21 protein-coding genes and 1 pseudogene are annotated in these 24,882 nt (G+C 63.6%); 11 read left to right on the top strand and 11 right to left on the bottom strand.

Annotation, left to right across the window (positions count from 1 at the left end):
* The first annotated feature begins 15 nt into the window (after nucleotides 1-15).
* Both ABRP30_RS10245 and ABRP30_RS10240 read left to right on the top strand, forming a co-directional pair.
* A complete protein-coding gene (locus tag ABRP30_RS10245; protein WP_349974386.1) occupies nucleotides 16-702 on the top strand; it encodes a type 1 glutamine amidotransferase domain-containing protein in 687 nt (228 codons plus the stop codon).
* A 12-nt stretch (nucleotides 703-714) separates the two neighbouring features.
* Nucleotides 715-1,461, top strand: a complete 747-nt coding sequence (locus tag ABRP30_RS10240; protein ID WP_349974387.1) for an SDR family NAD(P)-dependent oxidoreductase — start codon at nucleotides 715-717, stop codon at nucleotides 1,459-1,461.
* Nucleotides 1,462-1,557: 96 nt separating this feature from the next.
* Here ABRP30_RS10240 and adhP read toward each other — a convergent pair whose 3' ends face one another.
* Entirely contained in the window at nucleotides 1,558-2,568 is a 1,011-nt protein-coding gene (gene adhP, locus ABRP30_RS10235) for an alcohol dehydrogenase AdhP (RefSeq protein WP_349974389.1), read from the bottom strand.
* A gap of 172 nt (nucleotides 2,569-2,740) precedes the next feature.
* On the opposite strand from adhP, the gene ABRP30_RS10230 reads away from it, so the two are divergent.
* The gene (locus ABRP30_RS10230) at nucleotides 2,741-3,730 is read left to right on the top strand and encodes a 5'-nucleotidase (protein WP_349974390.1); all 990 of its coding nucleotides are present in this window, start codon (nucleotides 2,741-2,743) and stop codon (nucleotides 3,728-3,730) included.
* Nucleotides 3,731-3,739: 9 nt separating this feature from the next.
* Here the strand turns inward: ABRP30_RS10230 and ABRP30_RS10225 are convergent, their stop codons facing one another.
* Nucleotides 3,740-3,997 carry a hypothetical protein gene (locus ABRP30_RS10225; protein WP_349974392.1) on the bottom strand — a complete coding sequence of 86 codons (258 nt, stop codon included), beginning with the start codon at nucleotides 3,995-3,997 and terminating at the stop codon, nucleotides 3,740-3,742.
* Between the two features lie 119 nt (nucleotides 3,998-4,116).
* On the opposite strand from ABRP30_RS10225, the gene ABRP30_RS10220 reads away from it, so the two are divergent.
* The 4 genes from ABRP30_RS10220 to ABRP30_RS10205 all read left to right on the top strand — a co-directional run bounded on the left by ABRP30_RS10220 (nucleotide 4,117) and on the right by ABRP30_RS10205 (nucleotide 8,145).
* The gene (locus ABRP30_RS10220; protein WP_267822920.1) at nucleotides 4,117-4,989 is read left to right on the top strand and encodes a YafY family protein; all 873 of its coding nucleotides are present in this window, start codon (nucleotides 4,117-4,119) and stop codon (nucleotides 4,987-4,989) included.
* A 211-nt stretch (nucleotides 4,990-5,200) separates the two neighbouring features.
* Complete coding sequence (locus ABRP30_RS10215; RefSeq protein WP_349974395.1) at nucleotides 5,201-6,865, top strand: hypothetical protein; 1,665 nt, start codon at nucleotides 5,201-5,203, stop codon at nucleotides 6,863-6,865.
* Nucleotides 6,866-6,871: 6 nt separating this feature from the next.
* The gene (locus ABRP30_RS10210) at nucleotides 6,872-7,138 is read left to right on the top strand and encodes a YkgJ family cysteine cluster protein (RefSeq protein ID WP_267822916.1); all 267 of its coding nucleotides are present in this window, start codon (nucleotides 6,872-6,874) and stop codon (nucleotides 7,136-7,138) included.
* A 2-nt stretch (nucleotides 7,139-7,140) separates the two neighbouring features.
* Nucleotides 7,141-8,145: a hypothetical protein gene (locus ABRP30_RS10205; protein ID WP_267822914.1), complete on the top strand. Its 1,005-nt coding sequence runs from the start codon at nucleotides 7,141-7,143 to the stop codon at nucleotides 8,143-8,145.
* Nucleotides 8,146-8,341: 196 nt separating this feature from the next.
* On the opposite strand, the pseudogene ABRP30_RS10200 reads toward ABRP30_RS10205, so the two are convergent.
* Nucleotides 8,342-8,825 (bottom strand): annotated as a pseudogene (locus tag ABRP30_RS10200) (anti-virulence regulator CigR family protein).
* Between the two features lie 95 nt (nucleotides 8,826-8,920).
* Nucleotides 8,921-9,835: a LysR family transcriptional regulator gene (locus ABRP30_RS10195; RefSeq protein ID WP_241806439.1), complete on the bottom strand. Its 915-nt coding sequence runs from the start codon at nucleotides 9,833-9,835 to the stop codon at nucleotides 8,921-8,923.
* A 185-nt stretch (nucleotides 9,836-10,020) separates the two neighbouring features.
* Between ABRP30_RS10195 and ABRP30_RS10190 the strand changes: the two genes are divergently transcribed.
* Together ABRP30_RS10190 and ABRP30_RS10185 are read left to right on the top strand one after the other, a co-directional pair.
* A complete protein-coding gene (locus ABRP30_RS10190) occupies nucleotides 10,021-11,355 on the top strand; it encodes a nucleobase:cation symporter-2 family protein (protein WP_241806440.1) in 1,335 nt (444 codons plus the stop codon).
* 33 nt (nucleotides 11,356-11,388) lie between these two features.
* The gene (locus tag ABRP30_RS10185) at nucleotides 11,389-11,898 is read left to right on the top strand and encodes a nucleoside deaminase (protein WP_241806441.1); all 510 of its coding nucleotides are present in this window, start codon (nucleotides 11,389-11,391) and stop codon (nucleotides 11,896-11,898) included.
* Between the two features lie 80 nt (nucleotides 11,899-11,978).
* On the opposite strand, the gene mhpT is transcribed toward ABRP30_RS10185, so the two are convergent.
* Nucleotides 11,979-13,184, bottom strand: coding sequence for a 3-(3-hydroxy-phenyl)propionate transporter MhpT (gene mhpT / locus ABRP30_RS10180; RefSeq protein ID WP_349974399.1), 1,206 nt, complete (start codon nucleotides 13,182-13,184; stop codon nucleotides 11,979-11,981).
* Nucleotides 13,185-13,220: 36 nt separating this feature from the next.
* Complete coding sequence (locus ABRP30_RS10175; RefSeq protein WP_349974401.1) at nucleotides 13,221-14,612, bottom strand: alginate export family protein; 1,392 nt, start codon at nucleotides 14,610-14,612, stop codon at nucleotides 13,221-13,223.
* 251 nt (nucleotides 14,613-14,863) lie between these two features.
* Here ABRP30_RS10175 and ABRP30_RS10170 point away from each other — a divergent pair, with 251 nt between their 5' ends.
* Nucleotides 14,864-16,534 (top strand): arylsulfatase, encoded by a 1,671-nt coding sequence (locus ABRP30_RS10170; protein WP_349974402.1) that lies wholly within the window; start codon nucleotides 14,864-14,866, stop codon nucleotides 16,532-16,534.
* Nucleotides 16,531-17,541, top strand: a complete 1,011-nt coding sequence (locus ABRP30_RS10165) for a formylglycine-generating enzyme family protein (protein ID WP_267822902.1) — start codon at nucleotides 16,531-16,533, stop codon at nucleotides 17,539-17,541. Before ABRP30_RS10170 ends, ABRP30_RS10165 begins: the two co-directional genes overlap by 4 nt.
* Here ABRP30_RS10165 and ABRP30_RS10160 read toward each other — a convergent pair.
* From ABRP30_RS10160 to ABRP30_RS10140, 5 genes are all read right to left on the bottom strand, one after another.
* Nucleotides 17,522-19,261, bottom strand: coding sequence for an acyl-CoA dehydrogenase family protein (locus ABRP30_RS10160; protein ID WP_349974404.1), 1,740 nt, complete (start codon nucleotides 19,259-19,261; stop codon nucleotides 17,522-17,524). The genes ABRP30_RS10165 and ABRP30_RS10160 overlap by 20 nt on opposite strands.
* 14 nt (nucleotides 19,262-19,275) lie before the next feature.
* Nucleotides 19,276-20,517: a thiolase family protein gene (locus ABRP30_RS10155; protein ID WP_349974405.1), complete on the bottom strand. Its 1,242-nt coding sequence runs from the start codon at nucleotides 20,515-20,517 to the stop codon at nucleotides 19,276-19,278.
* Nucleotides 20,514-22,397, bottom strand: coding sequence for a feruloyl-CoA synthase (locus ABRP30_RS10150; protein ID WP_349974406.1), 1,884 nt, complete (start codon nucleotides 22,395-22,397; stop codon nucleotides 20,514-20,516). Before ABRP30_RS10150 ends, ABRP30_RS10155 begins: the two co-directional genes overlap by 4 nt.
* A 76-nt stretch (nucleotides 22,398-22,473) precedes the next feature.
* Nucleotides 22,474-23,922: an aldehyde dehydrogenase gene (locus ABRP30_RS10145; protein ID WP_349974407.1), complete on the bottom strand. Its 1,449-nt coding sequence runs from the start codon at nucleotides 23,920-23,922 to the stop codon at nucleotides 22,474-22,476.
* A 75-nt stretch (nucleotides 23,923-23,997) separates the two neighbouring features.
* On the bottom strand, nucleotides 23,998-24,828 hold the full coding sequence (locus tag ABRP30_RS10140; protein ID WP_241806450.1) for a p-hydroxycinnamoyl CoA hydratase/lyase: 831 nt from the start codon (nucleotides 24,826-24,828) through the stop codon (nucleotides 23,998-24,000).
* Between the last annotated feature and the right edge of the window lie 54 nt (nucleotides 24,829-24,882).

Genomic DNA, 24,882 nt, shown 5'->3' with positions numbered 1-24,882 from the left:
GGAGAACTGGCTCAGATGAAAAAAATCCTGATGGTGCTGACATCCCACGATCAGTTGGGCGACACCGGCAAGAAAACCGGCTTCTGGCTGGAGGAGTTTGCCGCACCTTACTACGTGTTCATCGACGCCAACGCCGACGTCACCCTTGCCTCGCCCAAAGGCGGGCAGCCACCGCTGGACCCCAAAAGTGACGAGGACGATGCGCAAACCGACGCGACCCGGCGTTTTCGCAGTGACACCGAGGGGCAGATGGCATTGGCCGACACAGTACCGCTGAGCGAAATCGACCCTTATGACTTCGACGCCGTATTCTACCCCGGTGGCCATGGGCCGCTGTGGGACCTGGCCGAGGACACCGACTCCAAGACGCTGCTCGAAGCCTTCTATGCATCCAACAAGCCGATTGCCGCCGTGTGTCATGCACCGGGGGTGTTCAAGAACGTCAACGCGCCAGACGGCCACCCTGTGGTCAAGGGCAAGAAAGTGACCGGGTTCGCCAACAGCGAGGAAGATGCGGTCGGGCTGACTGATGTGGTGCCCTTTCTGGTCGAGGACATGCTCAAGCACAACGGCGGCGAGTACTTCAAAGGCCCGGACTGGGCAAGCCATGTGGTCGAGGACGGGCATCTGATCACTGGGCAGAACCCGGCATCGTCGGAAGCGGTGGCCAAGGCGCTGCTCAAGCGCCTGGCAGCCGAGTAGGCCCGCTGCGCCATGACGCTGAACGCACTCATCTGCGGCGCCAGCCAGGGCATCGGCCTGGCGCTTTGCGAACAGCTGCTGGCACGCGACGACGTGGCGCGGGTGTGGGCGGTGTCACGCCAGGCCAGGGGCAGCCAAGCCCTGGCCGCGCTCGCCGCTGCACATGGCGAGCGCCTGGTGCGTATCGATTGCGACGCCCGCAATGAACAGGCCCTTGAAGCATTGGCCAGCGAGGTCAGCCGCATCTGCACGCACCTTGATCTGGTCATAAGTACCTTGGGCATTCTGCAGCGCGACGGGGCCAAGGCGGAAAAGGCCCTGGCCCAACTCGACCTGGCGGGCCTGCAGGCCAGCTTCGCTACCAATGCGTTCGCGCCGGTGCTGCTGCTCAAACACCTGCTGCCGCTGCTGCGCAAGCAGCCCTGCACTTTTGCCGCGCTTTCGGCCAGGGTCGGTTCCATCGGCGACAACCGCCTGGGCGGCTGGTACAGCTACCGCGCCAGCAAGGCCGCGTTGAACCAGCTGCTGCATACGGCCAGCATCGAACTCAAACGGCTCAACCCGGCCTCTACGGTGCTGGTGCTGCACCCCGGCACCACCGATACCCAGCTTTCCCAACCGTTCCAGGCGAATGTGCCCGCCGAACAATTGTTTGCACCTGCATTCGCTGCGCAGTGCATCCTGGAGCAGATTGGCCGGCTTGGGCCGGCGGACAGTGGCACCTTCTGGGCGTGGGATGGTCAGCCGATCACCTGGTGACTTTGCCAAGGTGAACCCGGGTGCATGGCGCAAGTGCCCTGGCACTCGATCCAAGCAGTGCCGAAGACCCGCCCCATGCACCTGACAGCGCACTGCTCAATCCGCGAAGTTGATCACCATGCGGCCCTTGATCTTGCCTTCCAGCATCTCTTCGAAAATAGCGTTGATGTCTTCGATCGGCCGCAACGTCACCTTCGGCACCACCTTGCCTTGCGCGGCAAACTCGAAGGCTTCAGCCAGGTCCTGGCGGGTACCGACCAATGAGCCGACCACTTCGATGCCATCGAGCACCAAGCGCGGAATGTCCAGGCTCATGGCCTCTGGCGGCAGCCCGACCGCCACCAGCCGGCCCCCGGCACGCAGCGCATCGACTGCAGAATTGAACGCGCTTTTCGACACCGCCGTCACCACGGCCGCCTGCGCGCCGCCGGTTTTCGCCTGGATGACTTTGGCTACATCCTCACTGCGCGCATTGACCACCAGGTCAGCGCCCATCTCACGGGCGAATGCCAGCTGTTCATCGTTCACGTCAATCGCGATGACCCGGGCGTTGAAGACATTCTTCGCATACTGCAGGGCCAGATTGCCCAGCCCGCCGAGGCCATAGACCGCAAGCCACTGCCCGGGGCGGATGTTGGACGATTTCACCGCCTTGTACGTGGTCACACCGGCGCAGGTGATGCTGCTGGCGGCAGCCGAGTCGAGCCCGTCAGGCACCTTCACCGCGTAGTCGGCCACCACGATGCACGCCTCGGCCATGCCGCCGTCGACGGTATAGCCCGAGTTTTTCACCTCACGGCACAGCGTTTCGTTACCGCTGTTGCAGTACTCGCAGTGCCCACACCCTTGGAAGAACCACGCCACGCTGGCGCGGTCGCCCGGCTTGAGCGAAGTGACGCCCGGGCCTACCTCCACCACCACGCCAATCCCTTCGTGGCCGAGGGTCACACCCGTCTTGTCACCGAAATCGCCATTCTTGACGTGCAGGTCGGTGTGGCACACGCCACAGCACTGCATCTTCAGCAACGCTTCACCGTGGGCAAGCGGGCGCAGGTTTTTTTCCACCACGTCCACGCGTTGCCCTTTGGCCACAACTGCAGCTTTCATGAATGCCTCCTTGATTACCTGAGTGAGCTTGAGTCGAAGCGTTCAGCATAGTGGTGGTTTGGCCGCAAAACTTGCTGCAGGTCAGGGTCTGTGACGATAGGTGGCCGGGTTTGCTAGGATTCGGCCTAGCCTACTGACAAGGCGCCCCAGCTCCATCACCAGGAAGCCCGCCATGCCCTACCCCATCGAACAGAAACTCGTCGTCGGCGTCGCTTCCAGTGCACTGTTCGACCTGACCGTCTCGGACGATATCTACCAGGCAGATGGCGTGGAAGCCTACCGCCTGCACCAGGAGGCCAACCTTGACGTGCCCTTCCCCAAAGGTGTGGCGTTCCCCTTCATCCGCCGCTTCCTGAGCATCAACAAAGCGTTCCCCGAGCAGTTGCCCGTAGAAGTGGTGCTGCTCTCGCGCAACTCACCCGAAACCGGCCTGCGGGTGTTCCGCTCCATCGCCCATTACGGCCTGGACATCACCCGCGCCGCGTTTATGTCCGGCCGCTCGCCCTACGAATACATCCCCGCCTTCAACGCCTCGCTGTTTCTAAGCGCCCACGAAGGGGACGTGCAGCGCGCCATCGACGCCGACTACCCCGCCGGCCTGGTGTTGCCGAGCAAGATCTATGATGACGAGATAGACACCGAATTACGGGTGGCTTTCGACTTCGACGGGGTGATCGCCGATGACGAAGCCGAAAGCGTGTACAAGCAGCGCCAGGACCTGACTGAGTTTCAGGCCCACGAGCATGCGCACAAGGCCATACCGCACCAACCGGGGCCTCTGGCGGATCTGTACCGCAAGCTTTCGCTGATTCGCACGCTTGAAGACCAGAAACTGGCGCTCGACCCGGCGTACAAGCGCATCCTGCGCATCGCCATCGTCACTGCGCGCAATGCCCCGTCGCATGAACGCGTGGTGACGACCTTGAAAAACTGGGGCGTTTCGCCGGATGAATCGTTCTTTCTCGGAGGGATGGAGAAAGAACGGGTGCTGTCGATTCTCAAGCCACACATGTTCTTCGATGATCAGCGCAGCCACCTGATGTCGGCGGCAGGGGATTTGCCGATGGTGCATGTGCCATTCGGAGTGGCGAACAAGGCGGTGGGTGTCGAGGTTGCCGAGCACCCAGTGAACCTTGCCGAACTCGACAGCACCGCAGAGTAAAGGCCAGATCTACTTGCCTTCAGGAACCAGCGCTTGCAGCAGGGTCACCTTGCGCTGCAATTGGTCGACATGCGCCTGGTGCGCGCGCAGTGCAGAACGCAGCTCCTTGTTTTCCGATTGCTGAATCCGCGCCCAACGCAGGGTGGTACGGCAATTGACATGGGTTTCCCACACTTCCTGCAGTTTCAGGTATTGGGCCAACAGCAGCACCGAAATCACCAGCATCATCAAAAGCGCCGCTGCCCAAATCATATCCGTCGTAGCCATTGTTCAATCCTTTTACCAAGTCAGTTTGTTTCGAAGACAGCCAAAGGATATGTAGTGATTTCTTACACGTATAGATTGTAGACTTATACAGGTAAACAATTCGCACACATGGATGGGCCATGAAACGCACTCAGCAAATAAACCAGGTCCGCTGGGACCTGGCACTTCGCTATCGCCTGATCGAAACCGTAGCCTGGTGGGAGGGCCGGCTGACCACGGGGCACTTGATGCAGAGCTTCGGCATAAGCCGCCAACAGGCCTCCAAGGACATCAATACCTACATCAGTGAGCATGCGCCTAAAAACCTTACATATGACAAGCAACTGAAGGGTTATGTACCCGGCAGGCAGTTCAAGCCGCTGTTCATCGATGACAGTGCCAATGCCTATCTGCAATTACTCAATCAGACCCACTCGCGGGCGCCGCATGTGGAGGGATTGGCGTTGGCGTATGCCCACACCAAGGTGCTGGAAGTACCCGACAGGACGATTCGCCCGGACGTGCTGCGCCCTCTGCTCAAGGCCTGCCGTAACAATGAAGTGCTCTCTATCGAATACGTGTCGCTGGCCAACCCGGTACCGGAAATACGCCTGATTTCGCCCCACACCCTGGTCTACACCGGCATGCGCTGGCACGTACGCGCGTATTGCGAGAAGAATCGCAAGTACCGGGATTTTGTGCTGAGCAGGTTCAGGGGCGTACCAGAGTTCGAGCGCATGAGCGAGCACCTGATCGATGACGATGAGGAATGGAACACCATGATCGATGTGATCATCGAGCCAGACTCCCGTCTCAACCCCGAACAGAAGGCCATTATCGAAATTGACCTGGGTATGCAGGCCGGTGAGCTGGTGATCCCGACCCGCTGCGCACTGGTGGGCTATGTACTGCAGCGCTATCAGATCGACCCGAAAAAGCTTGAGCCCAAGGCATCGGCGCAGCAGATCGTGGTGAAAAACCTGGAGGCGTTGAGGCCTTGGCTGTACCTGTGAATGAGCAACGGGTTAGTTAGCCATTCTTCTGAACTGGCCACGGCGGTGCCAGCGGGGTAGCCACCGCCTGAGGTCACGTGACTTCAACCACGATATCGTAGTAGTTGCTCCGCGCCTTGAACCAAAGATGGCACTTCGCTATATTCCGTTCCGATTCAGGTACATCTGCCAATCGCCGCAAGACGCCCTATTCGTGCAAGGAGCATGTTTGATGACCCAACTCGCCGTGGATCCCTTGGCCCAAGCCGTCCACCAGGCCACCCCCGATGTAGGCGCAACGCTTGTGCACCAGTACGAGCAAGTCGTCATCAAAAGCCTGCTCACTTCATTCGGCCTGGACTTCCTGTTGGCCAACGATCGACGTGGTGGCCATGTAGATACCCTGCATACCGTGCGCGACGAGACCGTTGGCTATGCATCCGCAGCGAACGAGGCGGCTTATGCGGCGCGCGGCGATTATGACAGCGCGGCTTACCACTCCACCGACACTTACATACAGGTAGGCCGAGAGTACAAAGCTGGCAAGCAATCCGGCACGCTGCAGGATGCCTATACGGGCAAGACGTTCGCGCCGAACGCCGATGTACATCGCGACCACACTATCTCGGCGAAAGAGATCCACGACGACCGTGCGCGGGTTCTGGCAAACCGTGATGGTGTAGAACTGGCCAATCAGCGCAGTAACCTCAACGCCACCGATGGGTCTGTCAATACATCGAAAAAGGACAAGAGCGCTGACGAGTTCATTCGCTACCTCGACCAGAACGAAGCGCAACGCAAGGCTGAAATCAGCGATCTTCAATCGAAGCAGCGCAGTGTGGGCCTGACCGATAAAGAACGCAAAACGTTGAACAAGCTTGAGAAACTCGACGCCGTCGACCCGGGCAAACTGCGTGAAAGAGACCGGATCGCCCGTGAAGCCTATGAGCGCGAACTGGCCAACAGTTATTACACCAGCACTGCATTCCTGGCCGACACTGCCAGTGCCAGCCTCAACCAAGGGGTCCGCATGGGCGCCCGGGAAACGCTCGGCCTGGTGCTGATCGAAGCGTGGAATGCGCTACGCCAGGAACTGCCGCACATTCTGCAGAGCATGAAAGGCAACTTTGACCTCGGCCTCTTCCTGCAGCACTTGGGTAATGCCTGCAAGGCCGCGTTTGAAGGGGTACAGGCCCGGCGCGGTGAACTGCTGACACGTTTCAAGGATGGGCTGCTGGCTGGCGTGCTGTCGTCAGTGATGACCACCTTGATCAATATCTTCTTCACCACGGCTAAGAACGTCGCCAAGATCCTGCGTGAATCCTGGGCAACCATCCTTGAAGCGGTTCGCACGCTGGTATTCAACCCCCAGCGGCTGCCATTCGGTGAGTTGCTGCGCGCAGTCGCGAAGATCGTAGCAACCGGCGTGTCGGTGTGTACCGGAGTGCTGGTGCAAGAAGCCATCGCCAAAGTGCCTGGCATGCAGGTGCCAGTGCTGGGAGAAATACTTTCCACCTTCGTCGGCGCGCTGGCCAGCGGCTTGCTGAACATCTCCTTACTGTACTTCATCGACCACTCGCCGCTGGTGAACCGGATTGTCGAGTTCGCCAACGGCCTCAAGTCGACACTGGATCACACGCTGGACTACTACAAGCTGGTCAATCAGCGCCTGGAAGCCTATACCGCCGAACTCGCGGGCATTGACTTCCAGCAGTTGCAAGACCAGCTGGCCACGTTGCAGAAGGTTAATGCCAGCCTGGTGCTGGCACAAACCCATGCCGACCTGAATGACGCACTGTTCAGTGCCATGGCGACTTGCGAAATCGACATGCCTTACCAAGATCGCAAAGGCTTGGACGACTTCATGAACGACAAAGACGCTGTGCTGGTGTTTTGAGCGCCAATGTCGCGGTTCAACTGCGATGCCTGTGGGCTGTGCTGCCAGAACCTGGCAGGGCAGCCGCTGTACAGCGACCTGGACGACGGCACAGGGGTTTGCCGCCACTACGACAAGGGCAGCAGCCGCTGCGGCATTTATGAGCAACGACCGCTCAAGTGCCGGATCGACGACAGCTACGACCACATTTACGCAAGCCACATGAGCCGAGCGCAGTTCCATGTGCTCAATCAGGCTGCCTGTGAAACTCTCAAAAGCAAAAGGACACGTTAGAGATGCCATTACCGTTTCTGTTGATCGGTGCAGCTGTAGTCGCGGGTGGAGCCGGGATCGCCGGCGGCGTGAAAGGCGCCAAGAAAATTTCCGAAGCCAAAGGCATCGTCGCCGACGCGCAGGAGCGCTATGACCGCGCCCGCGAACAACTTGACGGTGACCAGAAGAACACTGAGCAATCGCTTGAGGCGCTGGGTGCACTCAAGCTCGATATCAGCCGTAGCTTCGGACGTTTTGCATCCGCCTACGAGAAAATCAAGAACAAGCCCCAATTCAAAGAGTTTCACGGCGAGGACATCCGCTTCGACAAGCACGATCTGGATCAGATCAAGGAAATCTCCATTTCCGCAATCGACCTTCTCGGCAGCTCGGCACTGACTGCAAGCGCTGGCGCACTTGCAGGCTTTGCCGCCTACGGTGGCACCATGGCTCTGGGGGTGGCGTCGACCGGCACGGCAATCAGCTCGCTGTCTGGCGTTGCTGCCTACAACGCCACGCTCGCGGCCCTGGGCGGCGGCGCGCTTTCTGCAGGTGGCGGCGGCATGGCACTGGGCTCGATGGTACTGGGCGGTGCAGTGGCGGGCCCGGTGATTGCCGTAGGTGGTTTGCTGCTCAATGCCAAGGGCAACTCAAGCCTCGAAAAGGCCGAAGAGATCCGCCAGGAAGTGAACAAGACTGTCGACCTGATCAAGGAATCGACTGTTTACCTGAAAAAGCTCAAGCTCATCAGCGACAAAGTCATTGGTGAACTGACCATCACATTCAGCCTGTACGTGAAACACGTTACCAGCCTGGAGCAGTTGGTTCAGCGCACCACTGATTACAACGCATTCAGCCAGGATGAAAAAGATCTGCTGTCCAACAACATCATGCTAGTAAAACTGCTGACCCAGCTGGTACAGAGCGCCCTGGCCGGCAAGAAGAACGGTAAGGACGTGGTCCTGCAGGACAGCGTCCACAAAGAGCTGGAGCATGCTCAGGAGGTTCGCGGCAAGCTTGCCGCTTGATCTCCCAAAGATGCGGGCATTGATCAGGCGGCGTATCCGCGCCTGGTCAGCATTTGAAATCGACGTCCTTGCCGCCAGCCCGGTGCTCGAAGCTGGCGGGAAAACCAATTGCAATCAGCTGCCCCGTGGCTTGCCTCAGGCACACGAACGCAGCGGCACTAGCGCGGGCCACCAAGGTCGCGAACACGCAACGGCCTCAATCGAACGCCCCGTTCACCACTTCGTAGATGATCCCCGTCGCGACAGCCACCAGGATCAGATCAACACCTGCCTGCATCCACTCGTAACCGTCGTAATGAGGCAACTGCCCAAGCAGCCGGCCATCGAGCTTCTTGGCGATCCCTGGCGGCAGGGGCTTGCCCCGCGCCAGGTTCTTCTGGATGCCCGATGGCAATGCAGGGCCCGGGCTCCAATAGCTGCGGTGGCCACCCAGAATGCCCAGCACATCGCCCCGGTCGATCGACGGCCCGCCATGCCAGTCGTTGCCACCCGCCCCCCTTATTGCCGCCAGCGTTGCCTTGGCCTTGGGCATGGCCAGACTGTCCCTTGCCTTGCCCATACCCCTTATCGTTGCCATTACCCTTGCCTTTGCCGTTACCCGGGTCGGCGAGCGCAGCGCCCGACGACGCTAGCACTGCCACAGACGTTACAGCGGCAATCAACGATTTCAACTTGGCCATGAGGGCATTCCTTGCGGTGAAGAGATTGGTTGTAATCTAGACGACATCGCAATCAGCAGCAGGCCAGCGCACCTGGCAGGCTCAGCACATGCCGCCTACAACGTGGTAGGCATGCCGCGCCGGTCCAGCTCGAACACCTTGGTACGCTGCAGGCAATCGCGCAACCACAGGGCAGCCTTGCCCGGCCGGTGCTGCTGATGCCACAGCAGGTCCACGCCGACCAGCCAGTCGGTGTGCGGATAGGCCTGCAGTTGCAGCTCGATCAACTCCCCGGCGTCCAGCTCCCGCTGCACCAGCTGCCGTGGCAGGGTCGCCCACCCCAGGCCACCGCGCACCATCTCCACCAACGCCAGGTAGCTCTCAGCCTGCCAGAGCTGCGCAGTACGCAGGTATTCGCTGCTGGGCAGCTTTTGTGCGTGGGCGAAGAAGGCCAGCCGGCGGTGGGCGTGCAAGTCGGCGAAGGTGCAGGTTTGCAGTTGCGCCAGCGGGTGGGTGGCGTGGCAGACATGCGCCATGATCAATTTGCCCAGCTGCTGGAAGGCCAACGCAGGCGGGTAGCCCGGCTGGGAAAAGGCGATGCCCAGGTCTGCCTCACCTTTATGCACCATCTCGCTGACATCGCCGTGCACCGGGTGACGAATCAGCAAGTCGACAAAGGGAAAGGCCTGGTCGAACGCTTTGAACACCGGGATCAGTGAACCATACGGCACCTCGATGGCGAGCGTGAGCGCAGGCTCGGCCTGCTGGGCCAGGTTGTCGGCGCTGCCCTCCAGAGCGTAGCAACGCTCAAGGATGCCCTCGGCCCGCAGCAGCAGTTTATGCCCGGCGGCGGTCAGTGCCGGTATGCGGCTGCTACGGTCGAACAGCGCCACGCCCAGGTCGGTTTCCAGGTTGGCGATTGCAGCGCTGACGGTGGACTGCGTACGCCCCAGGCGCCGCGCCGCTGCCGAAAACGAGCCCGCTTGTACCGCGGCGACGAACACCTGCAATTGCTCCAGCGAAAAACGCATCCCTACCCCCTGCCTACCCCGTGATCCATCGATGCTAACGATGGCTACTCATTTGTTCCATCGTTTGTTTCGCCGGATCATCGGCCTCGACCACGCTTGCAGCTGCCCTGTTCAAACCCTGCGCTGCGTGTCACTCCAGGCGCCGATAACAACGAAAAGAGCCGCACCTTCAGGAGATTCACGCCATGAGCCCATGCAAGGTCCACGCCGTAGACGAAGTATTACCGCTGCGCCAACTGTTCACCTTTGGCCTGCAGCACGTACTGGTGATGTATGCCGGCGCAGTCGCCGTGCCGCTCATCCTCGGCAGCGCACTGGGCCTGACCCAGGCGCAGGTGGTGACGCTGATCAACGCCAACCTGTTCACCTCGGGTATCGCCACCCTCATCCAGACCCTCGGTTTCTGGCGCTTCGGGGCGCGCCTGCCGTTGATCCAGGGCTGCTCGTTCATCGCGCTGGCACCGATGATCATGATCGGCAAGCAGTTCGGCCTGCAGGAGGTGTTCGGTGCGGTGATTGCTGCCGGCGCTATCACCATCGCCCTCGCGCCGCTGTTCAGCCGGCTGCTGCGCTTCTTCCCGCCGGTGGTGATCGGCAGCCTGATCACCATCATCGGTATTTCGCTGATGCCTGCAGCGGCCATCTGGCTGGGGGGCGGCGACCCGGGCGCGGCGGACTTCGGCGCCCCCGCCAACCTGTTGCTGGGCATCGCGACGGTGGCCATCACGCTGCTGATTCATGCACGCTTTTCAGGCTTTATCGGCAACCTCAGCGTGCTGCTCGGCCTGTTGGGCGGCAGCCTGTTGGCCGCAGCCTTCGGCATGACGCACTTCGGCAAAGTCAGCCAAGCCGCCTGGTTCGAGCTGAGCCCGCCCATGGCCTTCGGTGCGCCACAGTTCTCTACCACGCCAATCCTCATCATGGTGCTGGCCATGCTGGTGATCATGGCCGAAACCACCGGCAACTGCCTGGCCATCGGCAAACTGGTCGGCAAGCCCACAGACGCCACCACACTGGGCGACGCTTTCCGCGCAGACGGGCTATCGACGATGCTCGGCGGGCTGTTCAACAGTTTCCCGTACAACGCCTTCACCCAGAACACCGGGTTGATCGCGCTTTCCAACGTCAAGAGCCGCTTTGTGGTGGCCGCCGCCGGCGCAATCATGGTGCTGATGGGGCTGTTTCCGAAACTGGGCGCGCTGATCGCTGCCGTGCCCACGCCGGTGCTGGGCGGCTGCGCCATCGTCATGTTCGGCATGACCACGGTGGCCGGGATCCAGGCGCTCTCCCGCGTACCGTTCGAAGGCACCCGCAACGGCATCATCGTTGCCGTTTCGATCAGCATCGGCGTATTGCCAATGTCCTTCCCCGGGCTGTTCCAGCACCTGAGCGGCCCGCTCAAGCTGGTGCTGGAGAGCGGTATTTTCCTCGGCGCGATCACGGCGATCACGCTCAATCTGCTGCTCAACAACACCAAGACCACTGACCCGGACCGCGCCGATGCCAGCGTGGCCAAGTGAGCCCTTTTTCCCCTGCCGATCCCAGGAGCAACCATGACCACTCTCCACACACCTGCCGCCGCCGACCTGTCCGCCCTGGACCTGGACCTGCTACGCCAGTCGATGCGCCTGGCAGAGCAGGCCAAAGCACGCGGTCGTCACCCCTTTGCGGCCATTGTCGCCGATGCCCAAGGCCGGGTGATCGCCAGCGCTGGCAACAACTCCATGCCGCCCGAAGGCGACCCCACCCAACACGCCGAACTGGTCGCCGCAGCCCTGGCTGCCAAAGCCCTGCCAGCCGAAGCACTGGCCAACTGCACGCTCTACACCAGCGCTGAACCCTGCTGCATGTGCGCCGGTGCCGTGTACTGGACCGGCATCGGCCGGGTGGTGTATGCGCTGTCGGAACATACGCTGCTCGAACTGACCGGGGACCACCCGGAAAACCCGACGTTTTCCTTGCCATGCCGCGAGGTGTTCGCCCGCGGCCAGCGTGAGATCGTCGTGCACGGCCCGCTGTTGGAGGACGAAGCCGCTGCGGCGCACAAAGGGTTCTGGAAATGAGCATGGGCACTGACTGAGCCCAAGAAGCGCCAGGCAGGCTCACCGAGCTGCCTGGCAGCTTGAACCGGCCGCGGCCCGGCTCACTGCGGTTGGCGGTTACGCCTGGCCAGCAATGCGCGTGCCGCCACAGCAGCCACCACCAGCCCCGGTGAGGCTGCCAGCAGCAGCCCACCCACCCCCGTCCCGGCGGCCAGAATCTGCCCCGCCGCCAACGGCCCGGCCATCGAACCCAAGCGCCCGATGGCTACCGAAGCCCCCACCCCCGTGGCCCGAACCTGCGTCGAATACAGGGTCGGCGCCAGTGCGTACAGCACCAGTTGGCCGCCGATGGCGCAATAGCCGGCAACGAAGCCGGCCACCAGCATGAACGCAAAGCTCGTCGACAGGCCAAGCCCCGCCAACGCTGCCAGCATGCCGATGTACGCGATGAACACTGCGCGCCGGGCATGGCCCTTGTCCATCATCCGCCCGGTGAGGAACGAGCCCGCCGCACCGCCGAGGTTGAACAGGATCTGTACCATGCCAGCCTGCGGGCGGCTGAAACCTTGCCCGATCAGCAACGACGGCAACCAGTTGAGCAGCATGTACAACACGGTAAGGGTAAAGAAGCACGCCACCCACAGCAGCAAGGTGCGGCTTGCATGCCCAGGCCCGAACAGCTGGGCCAGCATGCCTTGGCCGGCAATCTTTTCACCGGTTTGCGCCCGAAACGCCTGGGACTCTTTCAGCCATACCACCAGCACCAGGGCGATGACGATCGGCGCGATACCGCCCACATAGAACACTACCCGCCAGTCTTCGCCCAACGGCGCCATGCCGATGATCGAAGCGATGGCGCCGCCCAGGGGCACGCCACAATACGTGATGCTCACCGCGGTGCTGCGCAATTGCTCGGGCGCTGCCTCACTGGCCAGGGCAATGAGGATGGGCAACGCGGCCCCCAGCCCCAGCCCCGTCATCAGCCGTGCGACCAGCAGCGTGGCGTAGCTGTCGGCCAAGGCAGTACCGAGCGAAAAACCACCGAAGAGCAGCACCGCCACGATCAGGATGTTCTTGCGGCCCAACCGGTCGGCGAGCCAACCACCGATGAAGGCGCCGGGCAACAATCCCAGCAGCCCTGCGCTGAACACCCAGCCAAGCATCGCCGGTGTCAGCGCGAACGCCTTGGCCATGTGCGGTGCGGCGATGCCGGTCGCCTGAAGGTCGAGGCCTTCGAGCAGTGCCACGAGAAAACACAGGCCGATGGTAAGCACCGGCTTGCTTGAGGACGAGGATGAATCACGCATGGGTAGGCCCTTTTGTTGTTATGCGTTGGGTTAGGATCAAAGCCTGAACGAGGCACGTAATGAGATGAACGAAGAATCTTCCCCACCGGCGTCCTTGATGGCGGAACTGACGTCGTAGTACTTCAGATCGACGTCCAGGGTCAGATTGGGTGTCGCCAGCCAACGGGTGTTGGCGCGGTAGATGGTGCCCACATGGCGCCCGGTGCCCCGGGTGTTGGCCAGCATGCTCATGCCGGGCATGTACACACCGTCTTCTGCACGCTGCTTCCACACTTCGAAGACGCCCGGCTCGAAGCGCAAGGTACGCCAGGGTGAAAAGCCCAACGTCGGCCCGACCACGATGAGGTTGCTCAAGGTGGTCAGGCTGGCCTCGCCATAAACGCCGTTGCGCGGGAACAGCGGGTCGAAGGTGTTGACCTTGCCATCGCCCAGTTCGCGGTCACCGCTGGCGGCGTCGATGCGCATGCCCAACCGCGGCTGCCACGGGTGCGCGAAGGTGTAGCCGGTGTCGCTGGACAGTGCCCAGGCCCGGATCGAGGCATTGCCCAGGTGGCCGGTCTGCCCGGCCAGGTTCCAGCTCCAGTCCAGGGCCTGCTGGCGGCCGAACAGCCGCGTGCCGAAGGTATAGCGTTGTTCATCGCCTGCTTCACCCGCCAGGCTGCGGTCATCGGTTTCCAGGCCGAAGGCGAACAGGTCGATGTTCCAGGCTGCCGTAAGCGGCAAGGTACCGTACAGGCCATAGAACTTCACCGCATTGTTGCTGCCGTCGTCCCAGCTGTCCTCGCCGGTCTTGAGCGGCCGAAACGCGAAGGCATCGAGCTTGCGGCCGTCCTTGAGGTTGAGGCTGGCGCGCACGCCATCGAAGCTCAGGCGGATGTTGGGTGAGTCCCGGTAGGTGACCCACGCCTGGTCGCCAAGCCCCATCTCCTGGCGGCCTATGCGGGTGGTGTAGCGCCCTTGGGCAACGTCATGATTGAAGTCGACGAAGGCCTGGCGCACTTCATTGCGGCTTTCATCGTTGGGGGAGTACAGGTCCTTGCCGAAAGCCCGGGTGTTCTCCACCTGGACGAACGTGCGCACAGCATCATCGAACAGATGCAGGTCGGCGTGCGCCTGCAAGCGCTGCATCAGATAGGAGTCGTCGTTCAACCCGCGCAAGCCGAAAAATGGCTTGTTGAATACATCGGCCCGGTAACGGGCTTCGGCCCCCAGCTGCAGCCAGGCCGACTCGGACAAGCGATGGTAGCGCACCCCATCGAATGGGTCGCTGGCCTTGGCCGGGGCATCCAGGAAGCGATAGTCCTCGACCCAGCGAGGCGCACCGGGCCGGCCTGGCCGGCTCTGTTCAAGCGGACTGGCCGCCTGCACGCATTGGCCTATGGAAAGCAGTACAACGGGCACCCACCACCGGTTCAACGGCCTGGTCATCAGAATTTCCCTTTACTTGTTTTTATGAAATTGGATAACTCTGTTAACGATTATTTTTGTTAACCATCTTGCCGTCAATAGGGGGATGCAAACTACCTGACATTGGCCCAAATCCACCGTTCGTTTATCGAACGCTTTTTCCCAGGGCGCCTGCGCAGTCGCCGTTATGGCCGTTAACATGAGTGCTGCGGGCTCTCTACCTTGCGGGCACGCCGCCACGACCCCCAACAAAAAACAAAAAGAGCACTCTGATGAACTGCCTCAAATCCCTTGCCGCTCTCGGCCTGCTCATGCTTGGCACCAGCCAGGCCATGGCCACGCCAACCGTTAAACAACCAAACATTCTGCTGATTGTTGCCGATGACCTCGGCTTCTCTGACCTGTCGGCCCTGGGCAGCGAAATCCAGACGCCCAACCTGGACAAGTTGCTGACCGACGGCCGCCTGATGCTGGACTTCCACGCGGCGCCAAGCTGCTCCCCTACCCGCGCCATGCTGATGTCTGGCAACGACCCGCACCTGGCAGGGCTGGGCATGATGGCCGAAGCACGCAAGCGCTTGCCGGCCGGCGTTGCGGTGCGCGCCGGTTACGAAGGGGTACTGGGCAGCAACGTCGCGACCCTGGCAGAACTGCTGCACGATGCTGGCTACCGCACCTACATCTCCGGCAAATGGCACCTGGGCATGCAGCCTGCGCAGCAGCCCCAGAACCGCGGCTTCGACCAGGCCTACGTGCTGCTCGAAGGCGGCGCCGCGCATTTCAAGCAGGCCAACATGGCGCTGCAGCCCAACTACAGTTCCACCTTCCGCCACAATGGCGACCCCATCGAACTGCCTGACGACTTCTACTCCACCACCTGGTTCACCGACCGCCTCATCGCCGCCATCGACGATGGCAAGGCCAGCAACAAACCCTTCTTTGCCTTTGCCGCCTACACCGCGCCGCACTGGCCCTTGCAGGCACCGGATAAATACCTGGCGCAATACCGCGGCCGCTACGACCAGGGCTATGAGGTGATTGCCCGCGAGCGCCTGGCGCGCCAGCGCAAGGCCGGGCTGGTGCCCGCAGACTTCCCCCTCGAGCCGCAACTGGAAGGTGTACCGGGCTGGGCCACGCTGAGCGAACAGCAACAACGGCAATCGGCGCGCACCATGGAGGTGTACGCGGCCATGGTGTCGGCCCTGGATGCCGAGGTCGGGCGCCTGGTCGATCACCTGCGCCAAACCGGCGAGCTGGACAACACACTGGTACTGTTCATGTCCGACAACGGGCCGGAAAATGCCACCCGCGTCGACCCCAACTGGATCAAGGAACACTTCGACAACCGCCTGGCCAACTACGGCCGGCGTGATTCGTTCCTGATGATCGGCTCGGCCTGGGCGCAAGTCAGCGCCCTGCCCAGCCGCCGCTACAAGATGACCACCTACCAGGGCGGCATCCGCGTGCCTGCCTTCGTTTACCACCCGGCCAGCATCAAGGCCGGACGCAGCGATGAGATGGCCAGTGTCAGGGACATCATGCCGACCCTGCTGCAACTGGCCGGCGCGCCGATGCCCGGCATCAGCTACCGCGACCGGGCCATCGTGCCGCCGCAGGGCACCTCGGCGCTGGACTACCTGCAAGGCAAGGACACGCGGATCCACGCCCATGACGAAGCGCTGGGCTGGGAAATCAACGGCAGCGCCTCGCTGCGCAAGGGGCCGATGAAACTGCTGTGGGACGCCACCGACAGCACCCCGGCCTGGCACCTGTACGACCTGAGCAAAGACCCCGGCGAGCACCATGACATCGCTGCAGCACACCCCCGGCAGGTGAGCGACCTGTTGCGCGACTGGAAGGCCTATGCCCAGCGCAGCAACATCGCCATCGACGCTGACGGGCGCCCCGCCAGCCCCGCCATGCCCCTGGCCAGCAAACCATGATGGCCCGGGTAGCCGGCTGCGCGCTGCTCGCCGCTGGCTTGCTCGCCGTGGCCTACGGCGCCTGGCCACACGCCCCGGCGCCGGTACTGCTGTGCGAGGGCTACAGCGGCTTACCCGGCAGGCAAGATGGCATGGTGCACTTGCCGGGGGGCGCCTTCACCTTCGGCTCCGACCGCTTCTACGATGAAGAAGGCCCGCCACATGCGGCAAAGGTGTCGGGCTTCTGGGTCGACAGGCACCCGGTCACCAACGCCCAGTTCGCCCGGTTCGTGGCCGTTACCGGCTACCGTACCCAGGCCGAACGGGGCATCAGCGCCGAGGCGGACCCCACCCTGCCCGACACGCTGCGCGTGCCGGGCGCTATGGTGTTCCAGCAAGGGCCGAAGGTGCTCGCTCCCGGCTGGCAGTTCGTGCCGGGGGCCAGCTGGCGACACCCGCAAGGCCCTGGCAGTGACCTGGCAGGGCTGGAAAACCACCCGGTGGTGCAAGTGACACTGGAAGATGCCCAGGCCTACGCGCGCTGGGCGGGCCGTGCACTGCCCAGCGAAGCGCAACTGGAATACGCCATGCGTGGTGGGCTGGACGACGCCGACTTCAGTTGGGGGAAAACTGAACTGCCCAAGGGCAAGCTGATGGCCAACACCTGGCAGGGCCAGTTCCCCTACAACAACACGGCCGCCGACGGCTTCAGCGGTACTTCACCGGTGGGCTGCTTCCCGGCCAACCGGTTTGGTGTGTTCGATGCAGGGGGCAATGTCTGGGAGCTGACCCGCACCGGTTACCGCCCGGGCCACGATGCGCGACGCGACGCGGCCCTCGACCCGCCCGGCCCCGCCTTGAGCGAAAGCTACGACCCGACAGAACCCGGCGTACCGGTGGTGGTGATCAAAGGCGGATCGCACCTGTGCTCAGCGGACCTGTGCATGCGTTACCGGCCCTCGGCGCGCCAGCCCCAGCCGGTCTTTATCGCGACTTCGCACGTGGGGTTCAGAACGGTTCGGCAATGAAAGGCAATGGGCAGGCGGCCGCCTCGACAGCGGCCACTTGCCGGTCGAAGTCAGGCAGCAGGTAGCTGCAAAAGAAGGTGGCGCTTTCATGTTTCTCACGCCGTAGCGGCGCCTCGGCCGGCAACGCGTCGAGGCAGCGAACGGTGCGGGCCCAGGCAAAGGCCTGCAGCGCCGTGGCGCACACCTGCAGGAAGGCCCCCGCCGCGCGATAGGGGTATTCCACGCTGTGCGCCGCACTGCGCTCAAGCGTGGCAACCAGCCCTTGCAACCGGTCGCAGATCACGCCGAGTGCCTCGGCCGCTGCGCCCGGGGCAGCAACAGCCTCCGCGCGCAGCTCGCCCAGCAGCAGCGCGAAACCTTCACCGCCATCGCCCAGCACTTTGCGCAACAACAGATCGTTGGCCTGAATTTCGTTGGTGCCTTCGTAGATCATCGCAATCCGGCTGTCGCGCAGCACCTGCTCGATGGCGAACTCGCAGGTGTAGCCGTAACCGCCAAACACCTGCAGCGCTTTGCTCGACAGGCTGAAACCGTAATCAGTGAACGCTGCCTTGACGATGGGCGTCAGCAACGCCGCCAGCGTCGCCGCTTTGGCGCGCAGCGCAGGGTCGGCAGAGGCGTCGGCCACCTCCAGCCAGTGCGCCGTCCAGTAGCCCAAGGCGCGCATGCCTTCGCTACGCACCCGCAACTCCAGCAGCGCAAGGCGCATGGCAGGGTGCAGGTGAATGGGGTCGGCAGCAGCCCCCGGCCAATGCCCGGGGGCGCGCATCTGGCGACGCTCCCGGGCGTAGTCACGGGCCAGTTGCCAGGCCGCTTCGGCGTGCCCCAACCCTTGCAGGCCAACATGCAGCCTGGCCGAATTCATCATCACGAACATGGCCGCCAGGCCACCGTGGGCCTGCCCGACCAGCCAGCCTCTGGCCCCCTCGAAGCGCAGTGCACAGGTGGCGCTACCGCGAATGCCCAGCTTGTGCTCCAGGCCATCGCACTGCACCCCATTGCCCACACCACCTTCCAGGCCGTTGGGTACCAGCAGCAATGACAGCCCGCGGCTGCCTGCCGGGGCGTCGGGCAAACGCGCCAGCACCAGGTGCAGGATGTCGCGGGTCAGGTCGTGGTCGCCGCCGGAAATGAACAGCTTGTTGCCGGTAACGGCGTAGCTGCCATCGCCCAGCGGTTCGGCACGGCAGCGCAGCAAGGCAAGGTCACTGCCTGCCTGTGGCTCGGTCAGGCACATGGTCGGCAGGCTAGCGCCGCTGACGATGCCGGGCAGGTAACGCGCCTGCAATTGGGCGCTACCATGGGCCTTCAGGCACCGGTAGGCGCCATGGGCGATGCCGGTGTACATGGCCCAGCCATGGTTGCTGGCAAAGAGCATTTCCTGAACGGCCGCCTCCAGTACCAATGGCAAGCCCTGGCCGCCGAACCGGGGCTCGCAGGCCAGCGCCGGCCAGCCGCCGTCCACGTAGGCCCGATAGGCTGCGGCAAAGCCGTCCGGCGTGCGCACCCTGCCCTGCTCCAGGCGGCAGCCCTGGCGGTCGCCGGAAGCATTCAGCGGCGCCAGAACCTGTTCGCTGAAACGGGCGGCCTCCTGCAGCACCTGCAGGGCCAGTTCCAGGTCGACGTCGGCGTAGGCCGGCAGGTGCTGCCAGGCCTGGTCGGCCCTGAGCCAATGCTCAAGCACGAATTGCATGTCTTGCAGGGGAGCCTTCCAGGCCATGGGCGTCCTCGGTTTCAAGCCGCGAAGTGGGGGTTTTCGATCAGCACCGCCATGCCCTGGCCGCCGCCGATGCAGGCCGCAGCGATGCCATAACGCAGGTTGCCCTGGCGCAGTTGGCGGGCCAGGGTATGCACCAGGCGCAAGCCGGTGGCGGCCAAGGGGTGGCCCAGGGCGATGGCCCCGCCATGGACGTTGAGTTTTGCCTCATCCAGTTGCAGGGCCTGGGCCACCGCCAGCACCTGGGCGGCTTGCGCTTCGTTGATTTCGAAGCGGTCGACCTGCTCTAGGCGCAGGCCACTGCGTTCGAGCAGCAGGGCAATCGCCGGGGCCGGCCCGATGCCCATGGTGCTGGGGGGCACACCCACGGCGGTGGCCATCAGCAGGCGGGCCAACGGTGGCTGGGAGCACGTGGAAAAACGCCTCACCAACGCTGCCGCCGCGCCATCGACCACCGCACAACTGTTGCCCGCGGTTTGCACGCCACCGGCGTGCACCGCACGCAAGCGGGCCAGCGCTGGGGCATCGGTAGGCCGCGGGTGGCTGTCGTGGCTGACATGGGCCACCCCGCGTGGCAGTTCGATGCCGCGCGGCAGGCAGCCGTCAGCGCTGAAAGCCTCTGCCGTGATCTGGACGATTTCCTCATCGAACCAGCCCTGCTGCTGAGCCTGCAGCGCACGCTGATGGCTGCGCAGCGCCCAGGCATCCACCGCCTCGCGGCCAAGGCCATGCGCGCGTGCCAGGTTTTCTGCGGTACCGATCATGTCCACTCCGGCAGCCGGGTCGTACAGCGCCTCCCAAAGAAAGTCCTTGAACCCTACCGGCGCGCCGAGGCGAAAGCCGCCACGGTGCTCATAAGCCGCGATCGGGTTGCGCGACATCGACTCGGCGCCCACGCACAGTACCTGCTGCACGCCACTGCGCAACTGTTCCCCGGCCTGGCGCAACAGCTCCAGGCCGGTGCCGCAGATACGCTGCACTGCCAGTGCGGGTACGGCTTGCGGCACCCCGCAGTACAGCCCGATATGGCGCGGCAGCAGATACGCATCGAAACTGGCCTGGGCCATGCTGCCGGCCAGCACGCTGTCCACCGCCTGTGGGGCGATACCGGCCCGTGCCAGCACCGCCCGCCCGGCCTTGATGCCCAGGTCGATCGGTGAAACCGCGGCGAGCGCACCGCCAAGGTCGACCCAGGGCGTCCGTACCATCTCCACGATGGCCACATCGTCGAACGCCGTGCACAGCCCGCCACTGCTCACGGGCGCACCTGCGCGGGCAGCACGGTCGGGTCTTCGCCACGGTACAGCGCCGCTACCTTGTCAGCCCGGCGCTGCAACACCGCGCGCTGGTTGATCGAACCTTTGTCAGTGATCTCCCCGGCGTCGATCGACGCCGGCTCCACCAGCAGTGACAACCATTCGATGCGGCTGGCGTTGCCCTGGGCGTCACGGTTCAGGCGCTGCAGCCAAGCGGCGAACCAGCTGCGCACCGCGTCGCTGCCGAGCACGTCGGCATCGCTGGCTTCGGCCGATAGCCCGGCCAGTTGGCGGCATTCGGGCAAACGCGGGAACACCAGGATGCCCAGGCATTCGCGGTCCGGCGCGGCCACCACGATGTCTTGCACATAGGGCGAGCCTTCGAGCACCGCACGGTTACGCAGCGGGCCGACGCTGACGAACACGCCGGACGACAACTTGAAGTCTTCGGCAATGCGCCCATCGAACATCAGGCCCTGCTCGGGCTGCTGCGCATCGGCGAGCTTCAAGGCATCGCCCGAGCAGTAAAAGCCTTCATCATCGAACGCCTCGGCCGTTTGCTGCGGCGAGCGCCAATAGCCGGGCATGATGTGCGGGCCGCGAAAGCGCGCCTCCAGCTTGCCATCCAGCGGCACCAGCTTCACTTCGCAACCTGGGGCAGGCAAGCCCACGTAGCCGGCCAGGGACAAAGGCCCGGTAGTGAAGGTGCAGGACGGCGCCGCCTCGGTCATGCCCAGGCCAGCCATCATGCGGATGCGCTCGCCACAGTGCTGCTCGGCGATGCGGTCCAGGCGGTCCCACACGCTTTGCGAAAGCCCGGCGGCAGCGAAGAAAAACAGCTTCATGCGGGCAAAGAACACCTCGCGCAACTGCGCGTCCTGCTCCAGCGCCTTGACCAGCTCTTCCCAGCCCTTGGGCACGGTCAGGTAGGCGGTGGGGGAAATTTCGCGCAGGTTGCGCAAGGTTTCGCCGAAGCCTTGCGGGGTGGGCTTGCCGGCATCCAGGTAGAAGCTGCCGCCGTTGTACAGCACGATGCCCAGGTTGTGGCTGCCGCCGAAGGTGTGGTTCCACGGCAGCCAGTCCACCAGCACCGGCGGCTCTTCGGCGAACACCGGGAAGGTCTGCAACAGCATCTGCTGGTTGGCGCACAGCATGCGTTGTGTGGTGACCACCGCCTTGGGCAGCTTGGTGGAGCCAGAGGTGAAGAGGAACTTGGCGATAGTGTCGGGCCCGGTGGCGGCAAACGCGGCGTCGGCGGGCGCAAGGTCGCACGGCTGCAGCAGGCTGTCGAAGCCCAGGTGCCGACGGCCCGGGGCCTGGCCATGCACGCTCACCACCGCCACCGAGGCATCCAGGACGGCATCGAAGGCCCGCTGGAACGGTTGGGTGTCGGTGGTGAACACCAGCCCTGGGGTCAGTACCTCACACACATGGCGCAGCTTGGCGAAGTCCTGGGACAACAGTGCGTAGGCCGGCGACACCGGGCAATACGGGATGCCGGCATACATGGCGCCCAAGGCGATCTGCAGGTGCTCGATATCGTTGCCGGAAAAAAGCGCCAGCGGCCGCTCGGCGCTCAGGCCAAAGCCGAGCAGGTTGGCGGCGATGGTACGGACCTGCACGAGCATTTGCGCGTAGGTGATCGCGCTCCAGGCCCCATCGGACTGCCGCGCGGCAATGAAGGTAGTGTCCGGGCGCTGTGCGGCCCAGTGCAGCAGCCGGTCGAGCAGGCGCGCCGGCAGCGGCGCCAGGGGCTCGACGGCTTGCATGCGCAATATGCCATCGGCCTCGCTGAACTGCACCTGGGGATGCCCGATGGACACCTGCCGGTAGCGCGGGCTTTGGCCAGGGTCGCGCGACCCTGTGCGGGCTTGGTTATTCACGCAGGTTGCTCCTTGTTATTGTTGTACAGCCTGCCGCCGCCCGACAGTAGGGACGACGGCCAATGATGCGCGTTGCCTAGATGGGGTAATGCCTGGGTCCGTGCTGGAGGGTGACCCAGCGCAGTTGGGTGAATTGATCGATGGCGGTGCGGCTGCCGAAGCTGCCGTAGCCGCTGGCCTTGACCCCACCGAAGGGCATCTGCGCTTCGTCATGCACGGTCGGGCCGTTGATATGGCAGATACCCGACTCCACACGCTGGGCCAAGACCAACGCACGGCTGGTGTCGCGGCTGAAGATGGCTGACGACAGGCCGAATTCCGAGTCGTTGGCCAGCGTCAACAAGGCTTCATCGCCCTGCGCGCGCAGCACCACCGCGACCGGCCCGAAGGACTCTTCGTGGTACAGGCGCATGCTTGCGTCGACGTTGTCCAACAAGGTGGGTTGCAGGATGCTGCCGTCCAGCTGGCCGCCGCATACCAGGCGTGCGCCCTTGGCCACGGCATCGTCGATCAGCGCCTTGATGCGCTCGCCGGCCGCACCACTGACCAGCGAACCGAGCACCGAGGTGCTGGCCTGCGGGTCGCCAGCGCGCAGCCCGGCGACCTTGGCCGCCAGCTTGTCGACGAACGTGTCGGCGATGCGGTCGTCGACCACCAGGCGCTCGGTGGACATGCAGATCTGGCCCTGGTTGAAGTACGCCCCGAACGCTGCGGCGGCTACGGCGGCGTCCAGGTCGGCGTCGTCGAGCACCAGCAGCGGCGCCTTGCCGCCCAGTTCGAGCAAAGCAGGTTTCAGGTGCCGGGCAGCCAGCTCGCCGACGATACGCCCCACCTGGGTGGACCCGGTGAAATTGACGCGGCGCACCGCTGGGTTGGCGATCAGCCGCTCGACGATGGCAGGCGCATCGGCCGGGTCATTGCTGATCACATTGACCACACCCTCGCCCAAGCCGGCATCGTGGAGCACCTGGCCGATCAACCGGTGCACCGCCGGGCTGACCTCGGAGGCCTTGAGCACCACGGTGTTGCCACAGGCAAGCGGCATGGCGATGGCCCGCGTGGCGAGGATCACCGGGGCATTCCACGGCGCAATGCCCAGCACCACACCGCACGGTGCGCGCAAGGCCATGGCGAAGCTGCCGGGCACGTCCGAGGGGATGACCTCACCGGTAATCTGTGTGGTCATGGCCGCGGCTTCGCGCAGCATGTTGGCGGCCAGCTTCACGTTGAAGCCATACCAGTTGGCCATGGCCCCGGTTTCGCCGGCGGCGGCGATGAACTCGGCAGCCCGCGCCTGCAACAGGTCGGCGCCGGCCAGCAAGCGGCTGCGCCGTTCACCGGGCGCCAGCGCGGCCCAGGCCGGGAACGCTGCGCTGGCCGCGGCCACCGCCGCATCGGCATCGGCCAGGGTGGCGGCAGCGGCTTGCGACACCACCTCACCGGTAACCGGGTTGCAGCGCTGAAAGGTTCGTCCATCACTGGCGGGGCGCGACTGCCCGCCAATCAGCAAAGGCACCTGCAACATGCTCATTCCTCTTGTTGTGGTTATAGAGAAATATCCGCAGGCTGTGGCCAGGGGCGGCACAGCCCGCGCTGGCCCTCAGCGTTTGTAAGCCTGCAGGCCCGGCTTGATGGACTTGTCATCGAGGAACTGCTTCATGCCCTGCTCGCGACCGCCCTCGGTGTCCAGCAGCCGGGACTGGTCGAGCTTGGCGTAGAGGTAGTCTTCGTTCTGCTCCCAGGTCAGTTCGCGGCAGCGCTTGAAGCCATTCTTGGCGGCACGCAGCACCACTGGGTTTTTCTCCAGCAGGTTCAGCGCCAGCTCGCGGGTCGTCTCGCGCAGCTGGGCCAACGGCACGCTCTCGTTGACCAGGCCCATCTCGGCGGCTTTGGCACCGCCGAAGGTCTTGCCGGTCATGATGTAGTACAGCGACTGACGATGGCCAACGGTATCGGCCATCGCCTTGCTCACCAGGTTGCCAGGTGGGATGCCCCAGTTGATTTCCGACAAGCCGAAGGTGGCCTCGTTGGCGCAGATCGCCAGATCGCACGCCACCAGTGGGCTGAAACCGCCACCGAAGCACCAGCCGTTGACCATGGCGATGGTCGGCTTGGCGTACATGCGCAGCAGCTTCCACTGCCATTGCGAGGCTTCACGGCGGATTTTTTCCTGAAGGATTTCAGGGCCGGCGTCGACTTCGCGGAAGTATTCCTTGAGGTCCATGCCCGCCGTCCACGACTCACCTGCCCCGGTCAGCACCAGCACGCCGGCCTCGGCGTCCTGCTCCAAGGTTTCCAGCACGTCGACCATTTCCCGGTTCAGGGTGGGGCTCATGGCATTGCGCTTTTCCGGGCGGTTGAGGGTTACCCAGGCGATGCCCGACTCCAGTTCGACCTTCACGGTGGTCCAGCGGCCTTCGTATTTGCTCATGGTTCTGCACTCTTGTTGTTCGGGGTGGTGACCATCAAGCTAATCCGGCCAATT

Origin of the sequence: Pseudomonas sp. WHRI 8519 (genome assembly GCF_040224055.2) — a bacterium.
GTDB classification, from domain to species: domain Bacteria; phylum Pseudomonadota; class Gammaproteobacteria; order Pseudomonadales; family Pseudomonadaceae; genus Aquipseudomonas; species Aquipseudomonas putida_X.
The sequence above is the reverse complement of the archived record's forward strand: the minus strand, read 5'-3'. Positions and strand labels throughout refer to the sequence as shown.